Here is a 22,224-nt window from a genome sequence, read left to right on the forward strand (position 1 = left end):
TTTAAATTGAAGAGTTTGATCATGGCTCAGATTGAACGCTGGCGGCAGGCCTAACACATGCAAGTCGAACGGTAACAGGAAGCAGCTTGCTGTTTCGCTGACGAGTGGCGGACGGGTGAGTAATGTCTGGGAAACTGCCTGATGGAGGGGGATAACTACTGGAAACGGTAGCTAATACCGCATAACGTCGCAAGACCAAAGAGGGGGACCTTCGGGCCTCTTGCCATCGGATGTGCCCAGATGGGATTAGCTAGTAGGTGGGGTAACGGCTCACCTAGGCGACGATCCCTAGCTGGTCTGAGAGGATGACCAGCCACACTGGAACTGAGACACGGTCCAGACTCCTACGGGAGGCAGCAGTGGGGAATATTGCACAATGGGCGCAAGCCTGATGCAGCCATGCCGCGTGTATGAAGAAGGCCTTCGGGTTGTAAAGTACTTTCAGCGGGGAGGAAGGGAGTAAAGTTAATACCTTTACTCATTGACGTTACCCGCAGAAGAAGCACCGGCTAACTCCGTGCCAGCAGCCGCGGTAATACGGAGGGTGCAAGCGTTAATCGGAATTACTGGGCGTAAAGCGCACGCAGGCGGTTTGTTAAGTCAGATGTGAAATCCCCGGGCTCAACCTGGGAACTGCATCTGATACTGGCAAGCTTGAGTCTCGTAGAGGGGGGTAGAATTCCAGGTGTAGCGGTGAAATGCGTAGAGATCTGGAGGAATACCGGTGGCGAAGGCGGCCCCCTGGACGAAGACTGACGCTCAGGTGCGAAAGCGTGGGGAGCAAACAGGATTAGATACCCTGGTAGTCCACGCTGTAAACGATGTCGACTTGGAGGTTGTGCCCTTGAGGTGTGGCTTCCGGAGCTAACGCGTTAAGTCGACCGCCTGGGGAGTACGGCCGCAAGGTTAAAACTCAAATGAATTGACGGGGGCCCGCACAAGCGGTGGAGCATGTGGTTTAATTCGATGCAACGCGAAGAACCTTACCTGGTCTTGACATCCACGGAAGTTTTCAGAGATGAGAATGTGCCTTCGGGAACCGTGAGACAGGTGCTGCATGGCTGTCGTCAGCTCGTGTTGTGAAATGTTGGGTTAAGTCCCGCAACGAGCGCAACCCTTATCCTTTGTTGCCAGCGGTCCGGCCGGGAACTCAAAGGAGACTGCCAGTGATAAACTGGAGGAAGGTGGGGATGACGTCAAGTCATCATGGCCCTTACGACCAGGGCTACACACGTGCTACAATGGCGCATACAAAGAGAAGCGACCTCGCGAGAGCAAGCGGACCTCATAAAGTGCGTCGTAGTCCGGATTGGAGTCTGCAACTCGACTCCATGAAGTCGGAATCGCTAGTAATCGTGGATCAGAATGCCACGGTGAATACGTTCCCGGGCCTTGTACACACCGCCCGTCACACCATGGGAGTGGGTTGCAAAAGAAGTAGGTAGCTTAACCTTCGGGAGGGCGCTTACCACTTTGTGATTCATGACTGGGGTGAAGTCGTAACAAGGTAACCGTAGGGGAACCTGCGGTTGGATCACCTCCTTACCTTAAAGAAGCGTTCTTTGTAGTGCTCACACAGATTGTCTGATAGAAAGTGAAAAGCAAGGCGTCTTGCGAAGCAGACTGATACGTCCCCTTCGTCTAGAGGCCCAGGACACCGCCCTTTCACGGCGGTAACAGGGGTTCGAATCCCCTAGGGGACGCCACTTGCTGGTTTGTGAGTGAAAGTCACCTGCCTTGATATCTCAAAACTCATCTTCGGGTGATGTTTGAGATATTTGCTCTTTAAAAATCTGGATCAAGCTGAAAATTGAAACACTGAACAACGAAAGTTGTTCGTGAGTCTCTCAAATTTTCGCAACACGATGATGAGTCGAAAGAAACATCTTCGGGTTGTGAGGTTAAGCGACTAAGCGTACACGGTGGATGCCCTGGCAGTCAGAGGCGATGAAGGACGTGCTAATCTGCGATAAGCGTCGGTAAGGTGATATGAACCGTTATAACCGGCGATTTCCGAATGGGGAAACCCAGTGTGATTCGTCACACTATCATTAACTGAATCCATAGGTTAATGAGGCGAACCGGGGGAACTGAAACATCTAAGTACCCCGAGGAAAAGAAATCAACCGAGATTCCCCCAGTAGCGGCGAGCGAACGGGGAGCAGCCCAGAGCCTGAATCAGTGTGTGTGTTAGTGGAAGCGTCTGGAAAGGCGTGCGATACAGGGTGACAGCCCCGTACACAAAAATGCACATACTGTGAGCTCGATGAGTAGGGCGGGACACGTGGTATCCTGTCTGAATATGGGGGGACCATCCTCCAAGGCTAAATACTCCTGACTGACCGATAGTGAACCAGTACCGTGAGGGAAAGGCGAAAAGAACCCCGGCGAGGGGAGTGAAAAAGAACCTGAAACCGTGTACGTACAAGCAGTGGGAGCACGCTTAGGCGTGTGACTGCGTACCTTTTGTATAATGGGTCAGCGACTTATATTCTGTAGCAAGGTTAACCGAATAGGGGAGCCGAAGGGAAACCGAGTCTTAACTGGGCGTTAAGTTGCAGGGTATAGACCCGAAACCCGGTGATCTAGCCATGGGCAGGTTGAAGGTTGGGTAACACTAACTGGAGGACCGAACCGACTAATGTTGAAAAATTAGCGGATGACTTGTGGCTGGGGGTGAAAGGCCAATCAAACCGGGAGATAGCTGGTTCTCCCCGAAAGCTATTTAGGTAGCGCCTCGTGAATTCATCTCCGGGGGTAGAGCACTGTTTCGGCAAGGGGGTCATCCCGACTTACCAACCCGATGCAAACTGCGAATACCGGAGAATGTTATCACGGGAGACACACGGCGGGTGCTAACGTCCGTCGTGAAGAGGGAAACAACCCAGACCGCCAGCTAAGGTCCCAAAGTCATGGTTAAGTGGGAAACGATGTGGGAAGGCCCAGACAGCCAGGATGTTGGCTTAGAAGCAGCCATCATTTAAAGAAAGCGTAATAGCTCACTGGTCGAGTCGGCCTGCGCGGAAGATGTAACGGGGCTAAACCATGCACCGAAGCTGCGGCAGCGACGCTTATGCGTTGTTGGGTAGGGGAGCGTTCTGTAAGCCTGTGAAGGTGTGCTGTGAGGTATGCTGGAGGTATCAGAAGTGCGAATGCTGACATAAGTAACGATAAAGCGGGTGAAAAGCCCGCTCGCCGGAAGACCAAGGGTTCCTGTCCAACGTTAATCGGGGCAGGGTGAGTCGACCCCTAAGGCGAGGCCGAAAGGCGTAGTCGATGGGAAACAGGTTAATATTCCTGTACTTGGTGTTACTGCGAAGGGGGGACGGAGAAGGCTATGTTGGCCGGGCGACGGTTGTCCCGGTTTAAGCGTGTAGGCTGGTTTTCCAGGCAAATCCGGAAAATCAAGGCCGAGGCGTGATGACGAGGCACTACGGTGCTGAAGCAACAAATGCCCTGCTTCCAGGAAAAGCCTCTAAGCATCAGGTAACATCAAATCGTACCCCAAACCGACACAGGTGGTCAGGTAGAGAATACCAAGGCGCTTGAGAGAACTCGGGTGAAGGAACTAGGCAAAATGGTGCCGTAACTTCGGGAGAAGGCACGCTGATACGTAGGTGAAGCGACTTGCTCGTGGAGCTGAAATCAGTCGAAGATACCAGCTGGCTGCAACTGTTTATTAAAAACACAGCACTGTGCAAACACGAAAGTGGACGTATACGGTGTGACGCCTGCCCGGTGCCGGAAGGTTAATTGATGGGGTTAGCGCAAGCGAAGCTCTTGATCGAAGCCCCGGTAAACGGCGGCCGTAACTATAACGGTCCTAAGGTAGCGAAATTCCTTGTCGGGTAAGTTCCGACCTGCACGAATGGCGTAATGATGGCCAGGCTGTCTCCACCCGAGACTCAGTGAAATTGAACTCGCTGTGAAGATGCAGTGTACCCGCGGCAAGACGGAAAGACCCCGTGAACCTTTACTATAGCTTGACACTGAACATTGAGCCTTGATGTGTAGGATAGGTGGGAGGCTTTGAAGTGTGGACGCCAGTCTGCATGGAGCCGACCTTGAAATACCACCCTTTAATGTTTGATGTTCTAACGTGGACCCGTGATCCGGGTTGCGGACAGTGTCTGGTGGGTAGTTTGACTGGGGCGGTCTCCTCCTAAAGAGTAACGGAGGAGCACGAAGGTTGGCTAATCCTGGTCGGACATCAGGAGGTTAGTGCAATGGCATAAGCCAGCTTGACTGCGAGCGTGACGGCGCGAGCAGGTGCGAAAGCAGGTCATAGTGATCCGGTGGTTCTGAATGGAAGGGCCATCGCTCAACGGATAAAAGGTACTCCGGGGATAACAGGCTGATACCGCCCAAGAGTTCATATCGACGGCGGTGTTTGGCACCTCGATGTCGGCTCATCACATCCTGGGGCTGAAGTAGGTCCCAAGGGTATGGCTGTTCGCCATTTAAAGTGGTACGCGAGCTGGGTTTAGAACGTCGTGAGACAGTTCGGTCCCTATCTGCCGTGGGCGCTGGAGAACTGAGGGGGGCTGCTCCTAGTACGAGAGGACCGGAGTGGACGCATCACTGGTGTTCGGGTTGTCATGCCAATGGCACTGCCCGGTAGCTAAATGCGGAAGAGATAAGTGCTGAAAGCATCTAAGCACGAAACTTGCCCCGAGATGAGTTCTCCCTGACCCTTTAAGGGTCCTGAAGGAACGTTGAAGACGACGACGTTGATAGGCCGGGTGTGTAAGCGCAGCGATGCGTTGAGCTAACCGGTACTAATGAACCGTGAGGCTTAACCTTACAACGCCGAAGATGTTTTGGCGGATTGAGAGAAGATTTTCAGCCTGATACAGATTAAATCAGAACGCAGAAGCGGTCTGATAAAACAGAATTAGCCTGGCGGCCGTAGCGCGGTGGTCCCACCTGACCCCATGCCGAACTCAGAAGTGAAACGCCGTAGCGCCGATGGTAGTGTGGGGTCTCCCCATGCGAGAGTAGGGAACTGCCAGGCATCAAATTAACTTTGACGGTCTGATTGTAACCGGTGCGCCGCTGGGCCTGGTGGAGTTTAATGATGTCGCTTACTGGCCGCAGATCAAACAGGTGCTGGAGTGGTCGAAAGATCACGTCACCTCGACGCTGTTTGTCTGCTGGGCGGTACAGGCCGCGCTCAATATCCTCTACGGCATTCCTAAGCAAACTCGCACCGACAAACTCTCTGGCGTTTACGAGCATCATATTCTCCATCCTCATGCGCTTCTGACGCGTGGCTTTGATGATTCATTCCTGGCACCGCATTCGCGCTATGCTGACTTTCCGGCAGCGTTGATTCGTGATTACACCGATCTGGAAATTCTGGCAGAGACGGAAGAAGGGGATGCATATCTGTTTGCCAGCAAAGATAAGCGCATTGCCTTTGTGACGGGCCATCCCGAATATGATGCGCAAACGCTGGCGCAGGAATATTTACGCGATGTGGAAGCCGGACTAGACCCGGATGTACCGTATAACTATTTCCCGCACAACGATCCGCAAAACAAACCGCGAGCGAGCTGGCGTAGTCACGGTAATTTGCTGTTTACCAACTGGCTCAACTATTACGTCTATCAGATCACGCCATACGATCTACGGCACATGAATCCAACGCTGGATTAATCTTCTGTGATAGTCGATCGTTAAGCGATTCAGCACCTTACCTCAGGCACCTTCGGGTGCCTTTTTTATTTCCGAAACGCACCTCAGCAAGTGAATAAATTTTATTCATATTGTTATCAATAAGTTATCAAGTATTTTTAATTAAAATGGAAATTGTTTTTGATTTTGCATTTTAAATGAGTAGTCTTAGTTGTGCTGAACGAAAAGCGCACAACGTTCCTTCGTTCACAGAGGGGAAGTTTTCGGATCCATGACGAGGAGCTGCACGATGACTGAACAGGCAACAACAACCGATGAACTGGCTTTCACAAGGCCGTATGGCGAGCAGGAGAAGCAAATTCTTACTGCCGAAGCGGTAGAATTTCTGACTGAGCTGGTGACGCATTTTACGCCACAACGCAATAAACTTCTGGCAGCGCGCATTCAGCAGCAGCAAGATATTGATAACGGAACGTTGCCTGATTTTATTTCGGAAACGGCTTCCATTCGCGATGCTGATTGGAAAATTCGCGGGATTCCTGCGGACTTAGAAGACCGCCGCGTAGAGATAACTGGCCCGGTAGAGCGCAAGATGGTGATCAACGCACTGAACGCCAATGTGAAAGTCTTTATGGCCGATTTCGAAGATTCACTGGCACCAGACTGGAACAAAGTGATCGACGGGCAAATTAACCTGCGCGATGCGGTTAACGGTACCATCAGCTATACCAATGAAGCAGGCAAAATTTATCAGCTCAAGCCCAATCCAGCGGTTTTGATTTGTCGGGTACGCGGTCTGCACTTGCCGGAAAAACATGTCACCTGGCGTGGTGAGGCAATCCCCGGTAGCCTGTTTGATTTTGCGCTCTATTTCTTCCACAACTATCAGGCACTGTTGGCAAAGGGCAGCGGTCCCTATTTCTATCTGCCGAAAACCCAGTCCTAGCAGGAAGCGGCCTGGTGGAGCGAAGTCTTCAGCTATGCAGAAGATCGCTTTAATCTGCCGCGCGGCACCATCAAGGCGACGTTGCTGATTGAAACGCTGCCCGCCGTGTTCCAGATGGACGAAATCCTTCACGCGCTGCGCGACCATATTGTTGGTCTGAACTGCGGTCGCTGGGATTACATCTTCAGCTATATCAAAACGTTGAAAAACTATCCCGATCGTGTCCTGCCAGACAGACAGGCCGTGACGATGGATAAACCATTCCTGAATGCTTACTCACGCCTGCTGATTAAAACCTGCCATAAACGCGGTGCTTTTGCGATGGGCGGCATGGCCGCGTTTATTCCGAGCAAAGATGAAGAGCGTAATAACCAGGTGCTCAACAAAGTAAAAGCGGATAAAGCGCTGGAAGCCAATAACGGTCACGATGGCACATGGATCGCTCACCCAGGCCTTGCGGACACGGCAATGGCGGTATTCAACGACATTCTCGGCTCCCGTAAAAATCAGCTTGAAGTATTGCGCGAACAAGACGCGCCGATTACTGCCGATCAGCTGCTGGCACCTTGTGATGGTGAACGCACCGAAGAAGGTATGCGCGCTAACATTCGCGTGGCTGTGCAGTACATCGAAGCGTGGATCTCCGGCAACGGCTGCGTGCCGATTTATGGCCTGATGGAAGATGCGGCGACGGCTGAAATTTCCCGTACCTCGATCTGGCAGTGGATCCATCATCAAAAAACGTTGAGCAATGGCAAACCGGTGACCAAAGCCTTGTTCCGCCAGATGCTGGGCGAAGAGATGAAAGTCATTGCCAGCGAACTGGGCGAAGAACGTTTCTCCCAGGGCCGTTTTGACGATGCCGCACGCTTGATGGAACAGATCACCACTTCCGATGAGTTAATTGATTTCCTGACCCTGCCAGGCTACCGCCTGTTAGCGTAAACCACCACATAACTATGGAGCATCTGCACATGAAAACCCGTACACAACAAATTGAAGAATTACAGAAAGAGTGGACTCAACCGCGTTGGGAAGGCATTACTCGCCCATACAGTGCGGAAGATGTGGTGAAATTACGCGGTTCAGTCAATCCTGAATGCACGCTGGCGCAACTGGGCGCAGCGAAAATGTGGCGTCTGCTGCACGGTGAGTCGAAAAAAGGCTACATCAACAACCTCGGTGCACTGACTGGCGGTCAGGCGCTGCAACAGGCGAAAGCGGGTATTGAAGCAGTCTATCTGTCGGGATGGCAGGTAGCGGCGGACGCTAACCTGGCGGCCAGCATGTATCCGGATCAGTCGCTCTATCCGGCAAACTCGGTGCCAGCTGTGGTGGAGCGGATCAACAACACCTTCCGTCGTGCCGATCAGATCCAATGGTCCGTGGGCATTGAGCCGGGCGATCCGCGCTATGTCGATTACTTCCTGCCGATCGTTGCCGATGCGGAAGCCGGTTTTGGCGGTGTCCTGAATGCCTTTGAACTGATGAAAGCGATGATTGAAGCCGGTGCTGCGGCAGTTCACTTCGAAGATCAGCTGGCGTCAGTGAAGAAATGCGGTCACATGGGCGGCAAAGTTTTAGTGCCAACTCAGGAAGCTATTCAGAAACTGGTCGCGGCGCGTCTGGCAGCTGACGTGACGGGCGTTCCAACCCTGCTGGTTGCACGTACCGATGCTGATGCGGCGGATCTGATCACCTCAGATTGCGACCCGTATGACAGCGAATTTATTACCGGCGAGCGTACCAGTGAAGGCTTCTTCCGTACTCATGCGGGCATTGAGCAAGCGATCAGCCGTGGCCTGGCGTATGCGCCATATGCTGACCTGGTCTGGTGTGAAACCTCCACGCCGGATCTGGAACTGGCGCGTCGCTTTGCACAAGCTATCCACGCGAAATATCCGGGCAAACTGCTGGCTTATAACTGCTCGCCGTCGTTCAACTGGCAGAAAAACCTCGACGACAAAACTATTGCCAGCTTCCAGCAGCAGCTGTCGGATATGGGCTACAAGTTCCAGTTCATCACCCTAGCAGGTATCCACAGCATGTGGTTTAACATGTTCGACCTGGCAAACGCTTATGCGCAGGGCGAAGGTATGAAGCACTATGTTGAGAAAGTGCAGCAGCCGGAATTTGCCGCCGCGAAAGATGGCTATACCTTCGTATCTCACCAGCAGGAAGTGGGTACAGGTTACTTCGATAAAGTGACGACTATTATTCAGGGCGGCACGTCTTCAGTCACCGCGCTGACTGGCTCCACTGAAGAATCGCAGTTCTAAGCAACCTACAAACGTTGCTGACTGTAGGCCGGATAAGGCATTTACGCCGCATCCGGCAATCGGTGCACGATGCCTGATGCGACGCTTGCGCGTCTTATCATGCCTACAACCGTTGCCGAACGTAGGCTGGATAAGGCGTTTACGCCGCATCCGGCAATTCTCTGCTCCTGATGAGGGCGCTAAATGCCGCGTGGCCTGGAATTACTGATTGCTCAAACCATTTTGCAAGGCTTCGACGCTCAGTATGGTCGATTCCTCGAAGTGACTTCCGGGGCGCAGCAGCGTTTCGAACAGGCCGACTGGCATGCTGTCCAGCAGGCGATGAAAAACCGTATCCATCTTTACGATCATCACGTTGGTCTGGTCGTGGAGCAACTGCGCTGCATTACTAACGGCCAAAGTACGGACGCGGCATTTTTACTGCGCGTTAAAGAGCATTACACGCGGCTGTTGCCGGATTACCCGCGCTTCGAGATTGCGGAGAGCTTTTTTAACTCCGTGTACTGTCGGTTATTTGACCACCGCTCGCTTACTCCCGAGCGGCTTTTTATCTTTAGCTCTCAGCCAGAGCGCCGCTTTCGTACCATTCCCCGCCCGCTGGCGAAAGACTTTCACCCCGATCACGGCTGGGAATCTCTACTGATGCGCGTTATCAGCGACCTGCCGCTGCGCCTGCGCTGGCAGAATAAAAGCCGTGACATTCATTACATCATTCGCCATCTGACGGAAACGCTGGGGACAGACAACCTCGCGGAAAGTCATTTACAGGTGGCGAACGAACTGTTTTACCGCAATAAAGCCGCCTGGCTGGTGGGCAAACTGATCACGCCTTCCGGCACGTTGCCCTTCTTACTGCCGATCCACCAGACGGACGACGGCGAGTTATTTATTGATACCTGCCTGACGACGACCGCCGAAGCGAGCATTGTTTTTGGCTTTGCGCGTTCTTATTTTATGGTTTATGCACCGCTGCCCGCAGCGCTGGTCGAGTGGCTACGGGAAATTCTGCCAGGTAAAACCACTGCTGAATTGTATATGGCTATCGGCTGCCAGAAGCACGCCAAAACCGAAAGCTACCGCGAATATCTCGTTTATCTACAGGGCTGTAATGAGCAGTTCATTGAAGCGCCGGGTATTCGTGGAATGGTGATGTTGGTGTTTACGCTGCCGGGCTTTGATCGGGTATTCAAAGTCATCAAAGACAAGTTCGCGCCGCAGAAAGAGATGTCTGCCGCTCACGTTCGTGCCTGCTATCAACTGGTGAAAGAGCACGACCGTGTGGGCCGAATGGCGGACACCCAGGAGTTTGAAAACTTTGTGCTGGAGAAGCGGCATATTTCCCCGGTATTAATGGAATTACTGCTCCAGGAAGCAGCGGAAAAAATCACCGATCTTGGTGAGCAGATTGTAATTCGCCATCTCTATAATCGAGCGGCGGATGGTGCCGCTCAATATCTGGCTGGAACAAGTGGAAGGTCAGCAGTTGCGCGACGCCATTGAAGAATACGGTAACGCTATTCGCCAGCTTGCCGCTGCTAACATTTTCCCTGGCGACATGCTGTTTAAAAACTTCGGTGTCACCCGTCACGGGCGTGTGGTTTTTTATGATTACGATGAAATTTGCTACATGACGGAAGTGAATTTCCGCGACATCCCGCCGCCGCGCTATCCGGAAGACGAACTTGCCAGCGAACCGTGGTACAGCGTCTCGCCGGGCGATGTTTTCCCGGAAGAGTTTCGCCACTGGCTATGCGCCGACCCGCGTATTGGTCCGCTGTTTGAAGAGATGCACGCCGACCTGTTCCGCGCTGATTACTGGCGCGCACTACAAAACCGCATACGTGAAGGGCATGTGGAAGATGTTTATGCGTATCGGCGCAGGCAAAGATTTAGCGTACGGTATGGGGAGATGCTTTTTTGAGTAAAGCTTCCATATAATTTTTCTCCGCAATGTATCGAGGGTTATCCGTAAAGCCAAAGCTTTCAGCCATCTTATTTAATGTATTAAGGATTAATTCAGCAATAACCCGGTGACCAAATTCAAAAGCCAACTCAAAGGCAGAGTATTTTTGTGGCGCTTTGTGTTGCCAAAAATCCATAATATCTTCAGCGGTAAATCCAAACAGGCGTGCATGGTCAGATAAAGCAAGATAAACCGTCTCTACAACGTTTTGTTGTTTATGCTGTATCGCTGAAAACAAACCGGGATATTCATTAGAATTATTTGCCAGGAGGAGGGGCTTCATATTTTTTTATCGAATTTAAACGTATTAAAAAGAGTGGGTAATGCGTTAAAAATAGTATTAATAACGTTCATATGTCCGCGCTGCATGGCCATAAACAAACCCGTGTCGCGCGCAAGACTTTTAGCGGTCAGAAGATCTACAATATCGGAAGCTGAAATGTTAATTTCCTGGGCCAGACAGGGCAATGCTTCGAGAATAACTTTCACGATATCGCTATGTCCATTTTGCATCGCCAGGTATAGTCTTGGGCAACCATAAAAATCCTTTGCCTTCAGGAGATCGAGTACCTGTTCTTTAGTCAAATGACATGTGCGAATTAACAAAGGTAACGCGACCAAAAAAATTTTCAGCATGTCGGCATCACCATTCGCCATAACATGGTATAAAACATGGCTGGACGTTCTATTTTTGGCACTCAGGAATTTATACACCTGTTCATTATCTAAATGATGTGTTGCGGCCAGTTTAGGTAAGACGTTCAGAATCGAGGTTACAACATTTTTATCCTTACGTGATATCGCTAAAAATAATCCAGAAAAACCATTTTTATCTTTTGCCTCCAGAATATGCATGAGATTTTTTTTCGAGAGTAACCCTTCATATCCTGTTTCTGACAATGAATTGAAAATAGTCTCAACGATATCCGCATTGCCATAATTTATAGCCAAATATAAACCGGGGAGGTTAATACTATTATAGGCAGTCAACATTTCTGTTCTATGTAGTTCTGGCATTTTCTGGAGCTGAATCATCAGTTGCGTAAGTTGGTGATTCTGACCAATTGCCATTAGCAAATTCATCGTTGCTGGTGATAATGGAGGGGTTATTTCATCCACAGTTCCTTTTAACATCAATAGCTGTTCTTTCGGAAGTGCTGGAATTATTGCAACAGATTGGTTAATAACATGATCATTTGACCATTTCAGGAGGCTATAATCTACATTCATAAAATCCATCAGAGAATAGTGTTTAATATCCTCTTTGCTTTCGCTCATAATTCTTATTTTATCGTTAGTTACATTAGGATCATAAACCGAAACCACGTAATGGGTACATCCTTCAGTTGTGTTCTTTATTCTTAGCCGGACCGTCAAAGCATGGTTATCCACCAGTAATATGGCTGCCATAACACTGATGCCATTTGATTCCATCTTGTCAAAATATGCTTTCATAACTAGCCCGAAATCACCGCAGGCAGCAACGCAACGCCCCTCAGGACGGCTGGAAATCAACGCCAAAGTCTGGTTTTTGCATTTTTTGTTGAAGTGAGTGAGAAATTTTTCAGCTGAAGAGTAATCATCTTGATGGGGTTTGTAATCAACATTCTGATAAATATCATTAATATATTGTGCAGCAATGTGTCGGTATACTATACGGTTTTGGGGCGCCCCGGGAAATAACATTGACCATTAAGTTTAATTCTTGGGAATTCTTTTTCTTTTCTATCTGATTTTTGGTTTAATTCTTGTTTATCAAGAGTGTCTGAGCGTTGAGGTAAAATTTCCATTAGGTATTCTTCAAATATTGTAGCAATGGTTTGAGTGAGTGTCGTGTTTTCGTTTTTATTAATCATCGTAATTTCTTTCTTATCAGCTTGTAAGACGGACGTGGAAAATTTAATGACAAAATCCTTGTTGCTAAAGATATGACGAACATTTTGTCTACAGTTCTCTGAGAAGCTTTTTAATAGAGGCGTCGCCAGCTCCTTGCCAGAAAATTTATCCTCGAGTTCTTTATAAAACAATTCACTCAGGGTTTGGTGTTCATTTGTCTGGGCTGTATTATTAATATTTGCAGAGAAAGAACTACGAGGAATACGAGTAATCATTTAAATATCTCATTGTTTATTGATGTCTTGAATTTTAACTATCAGAACAGTGAAAAAATTTAATATGATTACAACTAAAAAAATATCATAAATCGCTCAATCTCATAATGCAGCCGTAAAAGTTTCGGTGGAATGAGATCTTGCGATTTTGTTAATAATTAAGTGGTTTGATGTTTAAAAATAATGCTGAGTTAATAAAAGTGTGTGAAGTGTATGACATTAAGTTATTTTGGCGTCAATGCGATTAACAGACACCCTTATTCTATTGCCACTCAGGTATGATGGGCAGAATATTGCCTCTGCCCGCCAGAAAAAGTCAGCGCATTCCACCGTACGCCAGCGTCACTTCCTTCGCCGCTTTAATCACCATCGCGCCAAACTCGGTCACGCGATCATCGGTAATACGTGAAATCGGTCCGGAAATAGAAATTGCGGCAAACGGTTCGCGGTGCTCATCGAACATACACGCTGCAAGGCAACGTAGCCCCAGCGCATGTTCCTCATCGTCAAATGAATAACCCCGTTTGCGCGTTTGGGCGAGATCTTCTTTTAAATGCACAGGAGACACCAGAGTTGCGTGGGTATAGGCATGTAACCCTTTGCGGTGCAGCAGCTTCGTCACCTGTTCTTCGCTCAGTTGGGCTAAAAAGGCTTTACCCGCACCGGAAGCGTGCATCGGCAATTTACCGCCGATAGGCGCGGACATTCGCATCAGGTGGGTACACTGTACCTGGTCGATAATAATCGCTTCGTGATCGCTTTGATCAAGCACCGCCATATTGACCGTTTCGCCAGACTCTTCCATTAGATTGCGCAGGATAGGGTGAACAATTGCTAACAAATTACGGCTCTGGAGAAAGCTGCTGCCGACCATAAAGGCATGTGCGCCGATTGCCCAGTGTCCCAGTTCGCCGACCTGACGCACGAAACCCTGCTGTTGCATCGTGGTTAGCAGGCGGTGGGTCGTGGAATTGGGTAACCCGGCTTGTTGCGCCAGCTCTGTGAGTGCCACGCTGCCATTGGATTCGGCAATCCACTCCAGTAATTTCAGGCCACGCGTTAAAGACTGAACCTGTCCAGTCGCTGGTGCGGTGGCAACGGCGGGTTTTCTGCCGCGTTTCGCGGGAATGGGTGCGACCATGACAGCCTCCTTTTTCTGTATCGTGGAAATTATTTTCATTTTTATTGTTAGCTAATGCAATAGTTGCTGAACTGATCCGATGAGTTAATGTTGAACAAATCTCATGTTGCGTGGTGGTCGCTTTTACCACAAATGCGTTTATTCCAGTATGGTTTGTTGAATTTTTATTAAATCTGGGTTAAGCGTGTCGGGAGCAAGTGTGAGCAGCAAAGTGGAACAACTGCGTGCGCAGTTAAATGAACGTATTCTGGTGTTGGACGGCGGTATGGGCACCATGATCCAGAGCTATCGACTGAACGAAGCCGATTTTCGTGGTGAACGCTTTGCCGACTGGCCATGCGACCTCAAAGGCAACAACGACCTGCTGGTACTCAGTAAACCGGAAGTGATCGCCGCTATCCACAACGCCTACTTTGAAGCGGGCGCGGATATCATCGAAACCAACACCTTCAACTCCACGACCATTGCGATGGCGGATTACCAGATGGAATCCCTGTCGGCGGAAATCAACTTTGCGGCGGCGAAACTGGCGCGCGCCTGTGCTGACGAGTGGACCGCGCGCACGCCGGAGAAACCGCGCTACGTTGCCGGTGTTCTTGGCCCAACCAACCGCACGGCGTCTATTTCTCCGGACGTCAACGATCCGGCATTCCGCAACATCACTTTTGACCAGCTGGCGGCGGCCTATCGCGAATCCACCAAAGCGCTGGTGGAAGGTGGTGCGGATCTGATCCTGATTGAAACCGTTTTCGACACCCTTAACGCCAAAGCGGCGGTCTTTGCGGTGAAAACGGAGTTTGAAGCGCTGGGCGTTGAGCTGCCGATTATGATCTCCGGCACCATCACCGACGCCTCCGGGCGCACGCTCTCCGGGCAGACCACCGAAGCATTTTACAACTCATTGCGCCACGCCGAAGCGCTGACCTTTGGCCTGAACTGTGCGCTGGGGCCCGATGAACTGCGCCAGTACGTGCAGGAACTATCACGGATTGCGGAATGCTACGTCACCGCCCACCCGAACGCCGGGCTGCCTAACGCCTTTGGTGAATACGATCTCGACGCCGACACGATGGCAAAACAGATACGTGAATGGGCGCAAGCGGGCTTTCTCAATATCGTCGGTGGTTGCTGCGGGACCACGCCGCAACATATTGCAGCGATGAGTCGTGCAGTAGAAGGATTAGCGCCGCGCAAACTGCCGGAAATTCCCGTAGCCTGCCGTTTGTCTGGCCTGGAGCCGCTGAACATTGGCGACGATAGCCTGTTTGTGAACGTGGGTGAACGCACCAACGTCACCGGCTCTGCTAAGTTCAAGCGCCTGATCAAAGAAGAGAAATACAGCGAGGCGCTGGATGTGGCGCGTCAGCAGGTGGAAAACGGCGCGCAGATTATCGATATCAACATGGATGAAGGGATGCTCGATGCCGAAGCGGCGATGGTGCGTTTTCTCAATCTGATTGCCGGTGAACCGGATATCGCTCGCGTGCCGATTATGATCGACTCCTCAAAATGGGATGTCATTGAAAAAGGTCTGAAGTGTATCCAGGGCAAAGGCATTGTTAACTCTATCTCGATGAAAGAGGGCGTCGACGCCTTTATCCATCACGCGAAATTGTTGCGTCGCTACGGTGCGGCAGTGGTGGTGATGGCCTTTGACGAACAGGGACAGGCCGATACTCGCGCACGGAAAATCGAGATTTGCCGTCGGGCGTACAAAATCCTCACCGAAGAGGTTGGCTTCCCGCCAGAAGATATCATCTTCGACCCGAACATCTTCGCGGTCGCCACCGGTATTGAAGAGCACAACAACTACGCGCAGGACTTTATCGGCGCGTGTGAAGACATCAAACGCGAACTGCCGCACGCGCTGATTTCCGGCGGCGTATCTAACGTTTCTTTCTCATTCCGTGGCAACGATCCGGTGCGCGAAGCCATTCACGCAGTGTTCCTCTACTACGCTATTCGCAATGGCATGGATATGGGGATCGTCAACGCCGGGCAACTGGCGATTTACGACGACCTACCCGCTGAACTGCGCGACGCGGTGGAAGATGTGATTCTTAATCGTCGTGACGATGGCACTGAGCGTTTACTGGAGCTTGCCGAGAAATATCGCGGCAGTAAAGCGGACGACACTGCTAACGCCCAGCAAGCGGAGTGGCGCTCGTGGGACGTGAATAAACGTCTGGAATACTCGCTGGTCAAAGGCATAACCGAGTTTATCGAGCAGGATACTGAAGAAGCCCGCCAGCAGGCTACGCGCCCGATTGAAGTGATTGAAGGCCCGTTGATGGACGGCATGAACGTGGTCGGCGATCTGTTTGGCGAAGGCAAAATGTTCCTGCCACAGGTGGTCAAATCGGCGCGCGTCATGAAACAGGCAGTGGCGTATCTCGAACCGTTTATTGAAGCCAGCAAAGAGCAGGGTAAAACCAACGGCAAGATGGTGATCGCCACCGTGAAAGGCGATGTCCACGACATCGGTAAAAATATCGTTGGTGTGGTGCTGCAATGTAACAACTACGAAATTGTCGATCTCGGCGTTATGGTGCCTGCGGAAAAAATTCTCCGTATCGCCAAAGAAGTGAATGCTGATTTGATTGGCCTTTCGGGGCTTATCACGCCGTCGCTGGACGAGATGGTTAACGTGGCGAAAGAGATGGAGCGTCAGGGCTTCGCCATTCCGTTACTGATTGGCGGCGCGACCACCTCAAAAGCGCACACGGCGGTGAAAATCGAGCAGAACTACAGCGGCCCTACGGTGTATGTGCAGAATGCCTCGCGCACCGTTGGTGTGGTAGCGGCGCTGCTTTCCGATACTCAGCGTGATGATTTTGTCGCTCGTACCTGCAAGGAGTACGAAACCGTGCGTATTCAGCACGGGCGCAAGAAACCACGCACACCACCGGTCACGCTGGAAGCGGCGCGCGATAACGATTTCGCATTTGACTGGCAGGCTTACACGCCGCCGGTGGCGCACCGTCTCGGCGTGCAGGAAGTGGAAGCCAGCATCGAAACGCTGCGTAATTACATCGACTGGACACCGTTCTTTATGACCTGGTCGCTGGCCGGGAAGTATCCGCGCATTCTGGAAGATGAAGTGGTGGGCGTTGAGGCGCAGCGGCTGTTTAAAGACGCCAACGACATGCTGGATAAATTAAGCGCCGAGAAAACGCTGAATCCGCGTGGCGTGGTGGGCCTGTTCCCGGCAAACCGTGTGGGCGATGACATTGAAATCTACCGTGACGAAACGCGCACCCATGTGATCAACGTCAGCCACCATCTGCGTCAACAGACCGAAAAAACGGGATTCGCTAACTACTGTCTCGCTGACTTCGTTGCGCCGAAGCTTTCTGGTAAAGCAGATTACATCGGCGCATTTGCCGTGACTGGCGGGCTGGAAGAGGACGCACTGGCTGATGCCTTTGAAGCGCAGCACGATGATTACAACAAAATCATGGTGAAAGCGCTTGCCGACCGTTTAGCCGAAGCCTTTGCGGAGTATCTCCATGAGCGTGTGCGTAAAGTCTACTGGGGCTATGCGCCGAACGAGAACCTCAGCAACGAAGAACTGATCCGCGAAAACTACCAGGGCATCCGTCCGGCACCGGGCTATCCGGCCTGCCCGGAACATACGGAAAAAGCCACCATCTGGGAGCTGCTGGAAGTGGAAAAACATACTGGCATGAAACTCACAGAATCTTTCGCGATGTGGCCTGGTGCATCGGTTTCGGGTTGGTATTTCAGTCATCCGGACAGCAAGTACTACGCGGTGGCGCAAATTCAGCGCGATCAGGTTGAAGACCATGCCCGCCGTAAAGGTATGAGCGTCTCCGATGTTGAGCGCTGGCTGGCACCGAATCTGGGGTATGACGCGGACTGATTCACAAATCTGTCACTTTTCCTTACAACAAACAGGGCGCTCAATGAGTGCCCTGTCTCTTTATTAATATGAAACACTTATACTGGAAACAGGCTGGAATAATCTTAGCCGGAAAAACGAATGTCAAAAGGCACAGTAAAGATGCCAGTCAGCGTGTTTCCGGTCCTTTGGTCATTCAATTGCTTCAGGAACATATAACGATAAGGAGAATCTGAACTCGTGTTAACGCTGCTTCACCTGCTTTCTGCCGTCGCCCTGCTGGTCTGGGGGACTCATATTGTTCGAACCGGCGTAATGCGCGTCTTCGGCGCGCGTTTGCGTACTGTCCTTAGCCGGAGCGTCGAAAAAAAGCCGCTCGCCTTTTGCGCGGGGATCGGCGTTACCGCACTGGTACAGAGCAGTAATGCCACCACCATGCTGGTGACCTCGTTCGTCGCTCAGGATCTGGTAGCCCTCGCACCGGCTCTGGTCATTGTGCTGGGGGCAGATGTCGGGACGGCGCTAATGGCGCGTATTCTCACCTTCGACTTATCCTGGCTGTCACCGTTACTTATTTTTATCGGCGTGATTTTTTTCCTCGGACGCAAACAGTCACGCGCCGGGCAACTGGGCCGCGTCGGTATTGGTCTTGGGCTGATTTTGCTGGCGCTGGAGTTGATTGTGCAGGCCGTAACGCCGATCACCCAGGCAAACGGCGTTCAGGTGATCTTTGCCTCGCTGACCGGCGATATTCTGCTGGATGCGCTGATTGGCGCGATGTTCGCCATTATCAGCTACTCCAGCCTTGCTGCTGTACTGCTGACCGCGACTCTGACCGCTGCAGGCATTATCTCCTTCCCCGTGGCGCTCTGTCTGGTGATTGGAGCTAACCTCGGTTCCGGCCTGCTGGCGATGCTCAACAACAGTGCCGCCAATGCCGCAGCCCGCCGTGTCGCGCTGGGTAGTCTGCTGTTTAAGCTGGTGGGTAGCCTGATTATCCTGCCGTTTGTCCATTTGCTGGCAGAGACAATGGGGAAGCTGTCATTGCCAAAAGCGGAACTGGTGATCTATTTCCACGTCTTCTACAACCTTGTACGTTGCCTGGTCATGCTGCCATTTGTTGACCCGATGGCACGGTTTTGCAAAACGATTATTCGCGATGAACCGGAACTGGATACCCAGCTACGGCCTAAACATCTGGATGTCAGCGCGCTGGACACGCCCACGCTTGCTCTGGCGAACGCCGCGCGCGAAACCCTGCGCATTGGCGACGCCATGGAACAGATGATGGAAGGGCTGAATAAAGTGATGCACGGCGAGCCACGGCAGGAGAAAGAGCTGCGTAAGCTGGCAGATGATATCAACGTTCTCTACACCGCCATTAAGCTGTATCTGGCGCGGATGCCAAAAGAAGAGTTGGCGGAGGAAGAGTCGCGCCGCTGGGCGGAGATCATCGAAATGTCGCTCAACCTTGAACAGGCCTCCGATATCGTCGAGCGCATGGGCAGCGAAATTGCCGATAAATCGCTGGCAGCACGGCGGGCATTTTCGCTTGATGGGTTGAAGGAACTGGATGCGCTCTATGAGCAATTGCTCAGTAATTTAAAGCTGGCAATGTCGGTGTTCTTCTCTGGCGATGTCACCAGCGCTCGTCGTTTGCGTCGCAGCAAACATCGTTTTCGCATTCTTAATCGCCGCTATTCCCACGCCCACGTCGATCGCCTGCATCAGCAAAACGTGCAGAGCATTGAAACCAGTTCGCTACATTTAGGCTTACTGGGAGATATGCAGCGCCTGAACTCGCTGTTTTGTTCGGTGGCTTACAGTGTGCTGGAACAGCCGGATGAAGATGAAGGACGGGACGAGTATTAATATTGTGAATCCTGTAGGCCTGATAAGACGCGTCAAGCGTCGCATCAGGCACTATGAACAAGATGCCGGATCATGCATCCGGCAATTCACTTAAAAACGGTGACCAGCTTCCAGCGGAACCGCTTCTTCACCAGCCTTAAACACATAAGTGGTGTTCGGGCCACCCAGCGTAGCGTGACCTTTACTCACTGTGATCCAGTTACCTTCCGGCAGACCAATAATCGTCAGTTCTGGCGCGACGACCAGCAGTTCGCGAATACGCTGCTCACGGGTTTCACCTTTATGGCCTTCCGGCAGCGCGTTGGTGAAGTGCGGGTTGATTTGCAACGGGAACAGATTTAGCGCATCGAAACCTTGCGGATCGACAATCGGCATATCGTTGGTGGTACGAATGGTTGGGCAAGCAAGGTTAGCGCCTGCGCTCCAGCCAATATACAGCGCGCCACGTTTAACCACGTCAGTAATTGGAGCCAGCAGCCCGCGCTCGCGGCACTGTTTCAGCAACTGGAAAGTATTACCGCCGCCGACAATCACAATTTCCGCATTTTCAATCGCGGCAACGGGATCGACAACGCTATGAATACCGGTGACAGAAACACCCAGCGGAGCGAGAACCGCAGCCGTTTTCTCTGTGTAATCATCCCAGGTCTGCGTTACGCCAGCGAAAGGGATAAACACCGCTGAGCGGCGACCCTGCAACTGTTCAGCAATTAGCGGCAGTGCATGTTCCAGCCAGGCTTTACCCGGCAGCGTCGAGTTACTCAATAAAAGCAGTTCCATTACTTCTCCGGTTAGTAAGAAATCACGGAAGGCATGCTACCACTGCGAATTTAACCACTTACTGACATGGCTCACGATGTCACGTATTGCACCGGGCGCTGAGACTGATGACAAACACAGCATTGCCTGATGCGCTACGCTTACCTGGCCTACCAGATAACTGCAATATATTGGATTTTCAAAATTATGTAGACCGAATAAGGCTTCATTCCGCATCCGGCATAAACAATGTGTACTTTGCCACCAATTTGAGCGCCCCTTAAGGCGCTGATATTTTTTATCCTTCTCGTGCAAATTGTGCTGCTTCAGCAATCAGCCGCACATCCGGTCGCGAAGTTGCTGGGGCGACCAGCCAGCGACATGCAGAGTTAAGTAGCGCGATTAATCATGGGAAATTGCCTCTGCATGGGCGAGCAGGTATTGCTCCACCTCACCGGACCAGATCCCCTGATGACGCGCCAGAATCGCCGACAGTGCTTGATCCTGAATCTGCGTGAGTGACGTCAGCGGCAGGTATTTCCCGGTATACACCAGCTTTTTGCCGCCGCCGACGGCAGGCAATTCAAGCGTGGTTTCGCCCGCGGCATTCAGCCCAAGAATATGTGTTACCACTTTTGCGGCCTGCACTTTTTTCTCTTCGATCAGTTTGACCGCCGCGCGCATGTCGTCGGTATTGCCGCCTGACGTGCCCACGTAGTGGGTAAATGCATAATGCACATCGTAGAAATTAATTGGCGCGCTGAAATGTTTATCCTGCGGTCCGGCGAAGAAATTCAGGCAACCATCTGTCGCCAGCAAGGAAGAGGCGAGAGTCACCAGTCCTTCATTAGGCACAAAGACGAAAATATCATCGAAGCCGTGACCGCCACTCAGCGCCATTAACGTATCAAATGCTGCATCGGTGGCATTGAGATAATGAATCAGTGTTTGCGGTTCTGATGGATAGTGCTTGCGCGCATAACTCAATTTGTCGTTGTCGGTATCGGTAATGACGAGCAGCGACGGGTTAACTGGTCCATGCAGCGCATAATCAATCGCCAACAGTCCCATTGGTCCGGTGCCGCCGAGGATCAGCGTGTGCCCTTGCGGGCGAATCCCCATCGTGTGGTTATAACTACCTTCCTGAAGATGATAGTTGGCGTTGAACGCGCCAATCACGCAGGAAAGCGGTTCAACCAGTGAGCCTTCAAAATAGGTTTCGCCGTCGTATGCCAGCAGGCAATATTGTTCCATGACCTCGTTGGGAATAACCACATGCGTCGCTTCGCCGTCTACCCACGGGAAGGAGTAGCCGGGGCAATCCGGGCGGTCGGGGAGTTGCAGGTTGGCCTGAATCACATAACGCTGACCCGGCTGGAATTTGTGCTGCCACTTTTTACCCACGGCCAGAATATCGCCGCAAAATTCGTGGCCGATGATGATTGGGTTGGTCGTCACATCGTCGGGTACTTTTTTATGGTTTTCACCCAGATTGGCCTCTTTCCAGGAAGAGAGGCACAGGCTGTCAGTGACCACCGTTGCGAGGATTTCATCCTCCTGCATTTCAGGAAGGTCAAAGGTTTCCAGGCGTAAATCACGTTTACCATAAAGACGCAGAGCTGTTGTTTTCATAAACCACCTCATGTTGAGCGAT

General features: G+C 51.5%; 6 protein-coding genes, 1 tRNA gene, 3 rRNA genes, 4 pseudogenes and 4 other annotated features. Of the genes and pseudogenes, 10 read left to right on the forward strand and 4 right to left on the reverse strand.

What is annotated here, in order from left to right; translation table 11 throughout:
• Positions 1-3 precede the first annotated feature (3 nt).
• The 8 genes and pseudogenes from rrsE (at position 4) to aceK (ending at position 10,783) form a co-directional block, all read left to right on the forward strand.
• Positions 4-1,545 (forward strand): 16S ribosomal RNA (gene rrsE / locus SF4541).
• Positions 1,546-1,630: 85 nt separating this feature from the next.
• Positions 1,631-1,706: transfer RNA gene (locus tag SF4542), tRNA-Glu, on the forward strand.
• Positions 1,707-1,899: 193 nt separating this feature from the next.
• Positions 1,900-4,803 (forward strand): 23S ribosomal RNA (gene rrlE / locus SF4543).
• A 94-nt stretch (positions 4,804-4,897) separates the two neighbouring features.
• Positions 4,898-5,016 (forward strand): 5S ribosomal RNA (rrfE, locus tag SF4544).
• The 16S, 23S and 5S rRNA genes sit together here with 1 tRNA gene alongside, the layout of an rRNA operon.
• Before the next feature lie 6 nt (positions 5,017-5,022).
• Positions 5,023-5,658 (forward strand) — a sequence feature (Similar to Escherichia coli K12 homoserine transsuccinylase gi: 1790443 (310 aa). BLAST with identity of 98% in 212 aa. This CDS has been truncated. The sequence has been checked and is believed to be correct.).
• A pseudogene (gene metA / locus SF4079) lies at positions 5,023-5,658 on the forward strand. Its footprint overlaps the feature before it by 636 nt.
• 268 nt (positions 5,659-5,926) lie before the next feature.
• Positions 5,927-7,528, forward strand: a sequence feature (Similar to Escherichia coli K12 malate synthase A gi: 1790444 (534 aa). BLAST with identity of 98% in 534 aa. This CDS contains an in-frame stop codon. The sequence has been checked and is believed to be correct.).
• A pseudogene (aceB, locus tag SF4080) lies at positions 5,927-7,528 on the forward strand. It overlaps the preceding feature by 1,602 nt.
• Before the next feature lie 29 nt (positions 7,529-7,557).
• Positions 7,558-8,862, forward strand: a complete 1,305-nt coding sequence (gene aceA, locus SF4081) for an isocitrate lyase (RefSeq protein ID NP_709801.1) — start codon at positions 7,558-7,560, stop codon at positions 8,860-8,862.
• A gap of 183 nt (positions 8,863-9,045) precedes the next feature.
• Positions 9,046-10,783 (forward strand) — a sequence feature (Similar to Escherichia coli K12 isocitrate dehydrogenase kinase/phosphatase gi: 1790446 (579 aa). BLAST with identity of 98% in 579 aa. This CDS contains an in-frame stop codon. The sequence has been checked and is believed to be correct.).
• A pseudogene (aceK, locus tag SF4082) lies at positions 9,046-10,783 on the forward strand. Its footprint overlaps the feature before it by 1,738 nt.
• Positions 10,752-12,936, reverse strand: a sequence feature (Similar to Escherichia coli K12 regulator of acetyl CoA synthetase gi: 1790447 (729 aa). BLAST with identity of 98% in 728 aa. This CDS contains an in-frame stop codon. The sequence has been checked and is believed to be correct.). Its footprint overlaps the pseudogene before it by 32 nt.
• Here the strand turns inward: aceK and arp are convergent.
• Positions 10,752-12,936, reverse strand: a pseudogene (arp, locus tag SF4083). It overlaps the preceding feature by 2,185 nt. The pseudogenes aceK and arp overlap by 32 nt on opposite strands.
• 316 nt (positions 12,937-13,252) lie before the next feature.
• Positions 13,253-14,116: an aceBA operon repressor gene (gene iclR / locus SF4084; RefSeq protein ID NP_709802.4), complete on the reverse strand. Its 864-nt coding sequence runs from the start codon at positions 14,114-14,116 to the stop codon at positions 13,253-13,255.
• A gap of 160 nt (positions 14,117-14,276) precedes the next feature.
• On the opposite strand from iclR, the gene metH reads away from it, so the two are divergent.
• Both metH and yjbB read left to right on the forward strand, forming a co-directional pair.
• Positions 14,277-17,960, forward strand: coding sequence for a B12-dependent methionine synthase (gene metH / locus SF4085; protein ID NP_709803.2), 3,684 nt, complete (start codon positions 14,277-14,279; stop codon positions 17,958-17,960).
• Between the two features lie 219 nt (positions 17,961-18,179).
• Entirely contained in the window at positions 18,180-19,811 is a 1,632-nt protein-coding gene (gene yjbB, locus SF4086) for a hypothetical protein (protein NP_709804.1), read from the forward strand.
• A gap of 90 nt (positions 19,812-19,901) precedes the next feature.
• Here the strand turns inward: yjbB and pepE are convergent, their stop codons facing one another.
• Positions 19,902-20,591 (reverse strand): (alpha)-aspartyl dipeptidase, encoded by a 690-nt coding sequence (pepE, locus tag SF4087; RefSeq protein NP_709805.1) that lies wholly within the window; start codon positions 20,589-20,591, stop codon positions 19,902-19,904.
• 381 nt (positions 20,592-20,972) lie between these two features.
• Positions 20,973-22,202, reverse strand: coding sequence for an L-sorbose-1-P-reductase (sorE, locus tag SF4088; RefSeq protein NP_709806.1), 1,230 nt, complete (start codon positions 22,200-22,202; stop codon positions 20,973-20,975).
• Positions 22,203-22,224: the final 22 nt, after the last annotated feature.

The organism is Shigella flexneri 2a str. 301 (genome assembly GCF_000006925.2).
In the GTDB taxonomy this organism is placed as follows: Bacteria; Pseudomonadota; Gammaproteobacteria; order Enterobacterales; family Enterobacteriaceae; genus ECMA0423.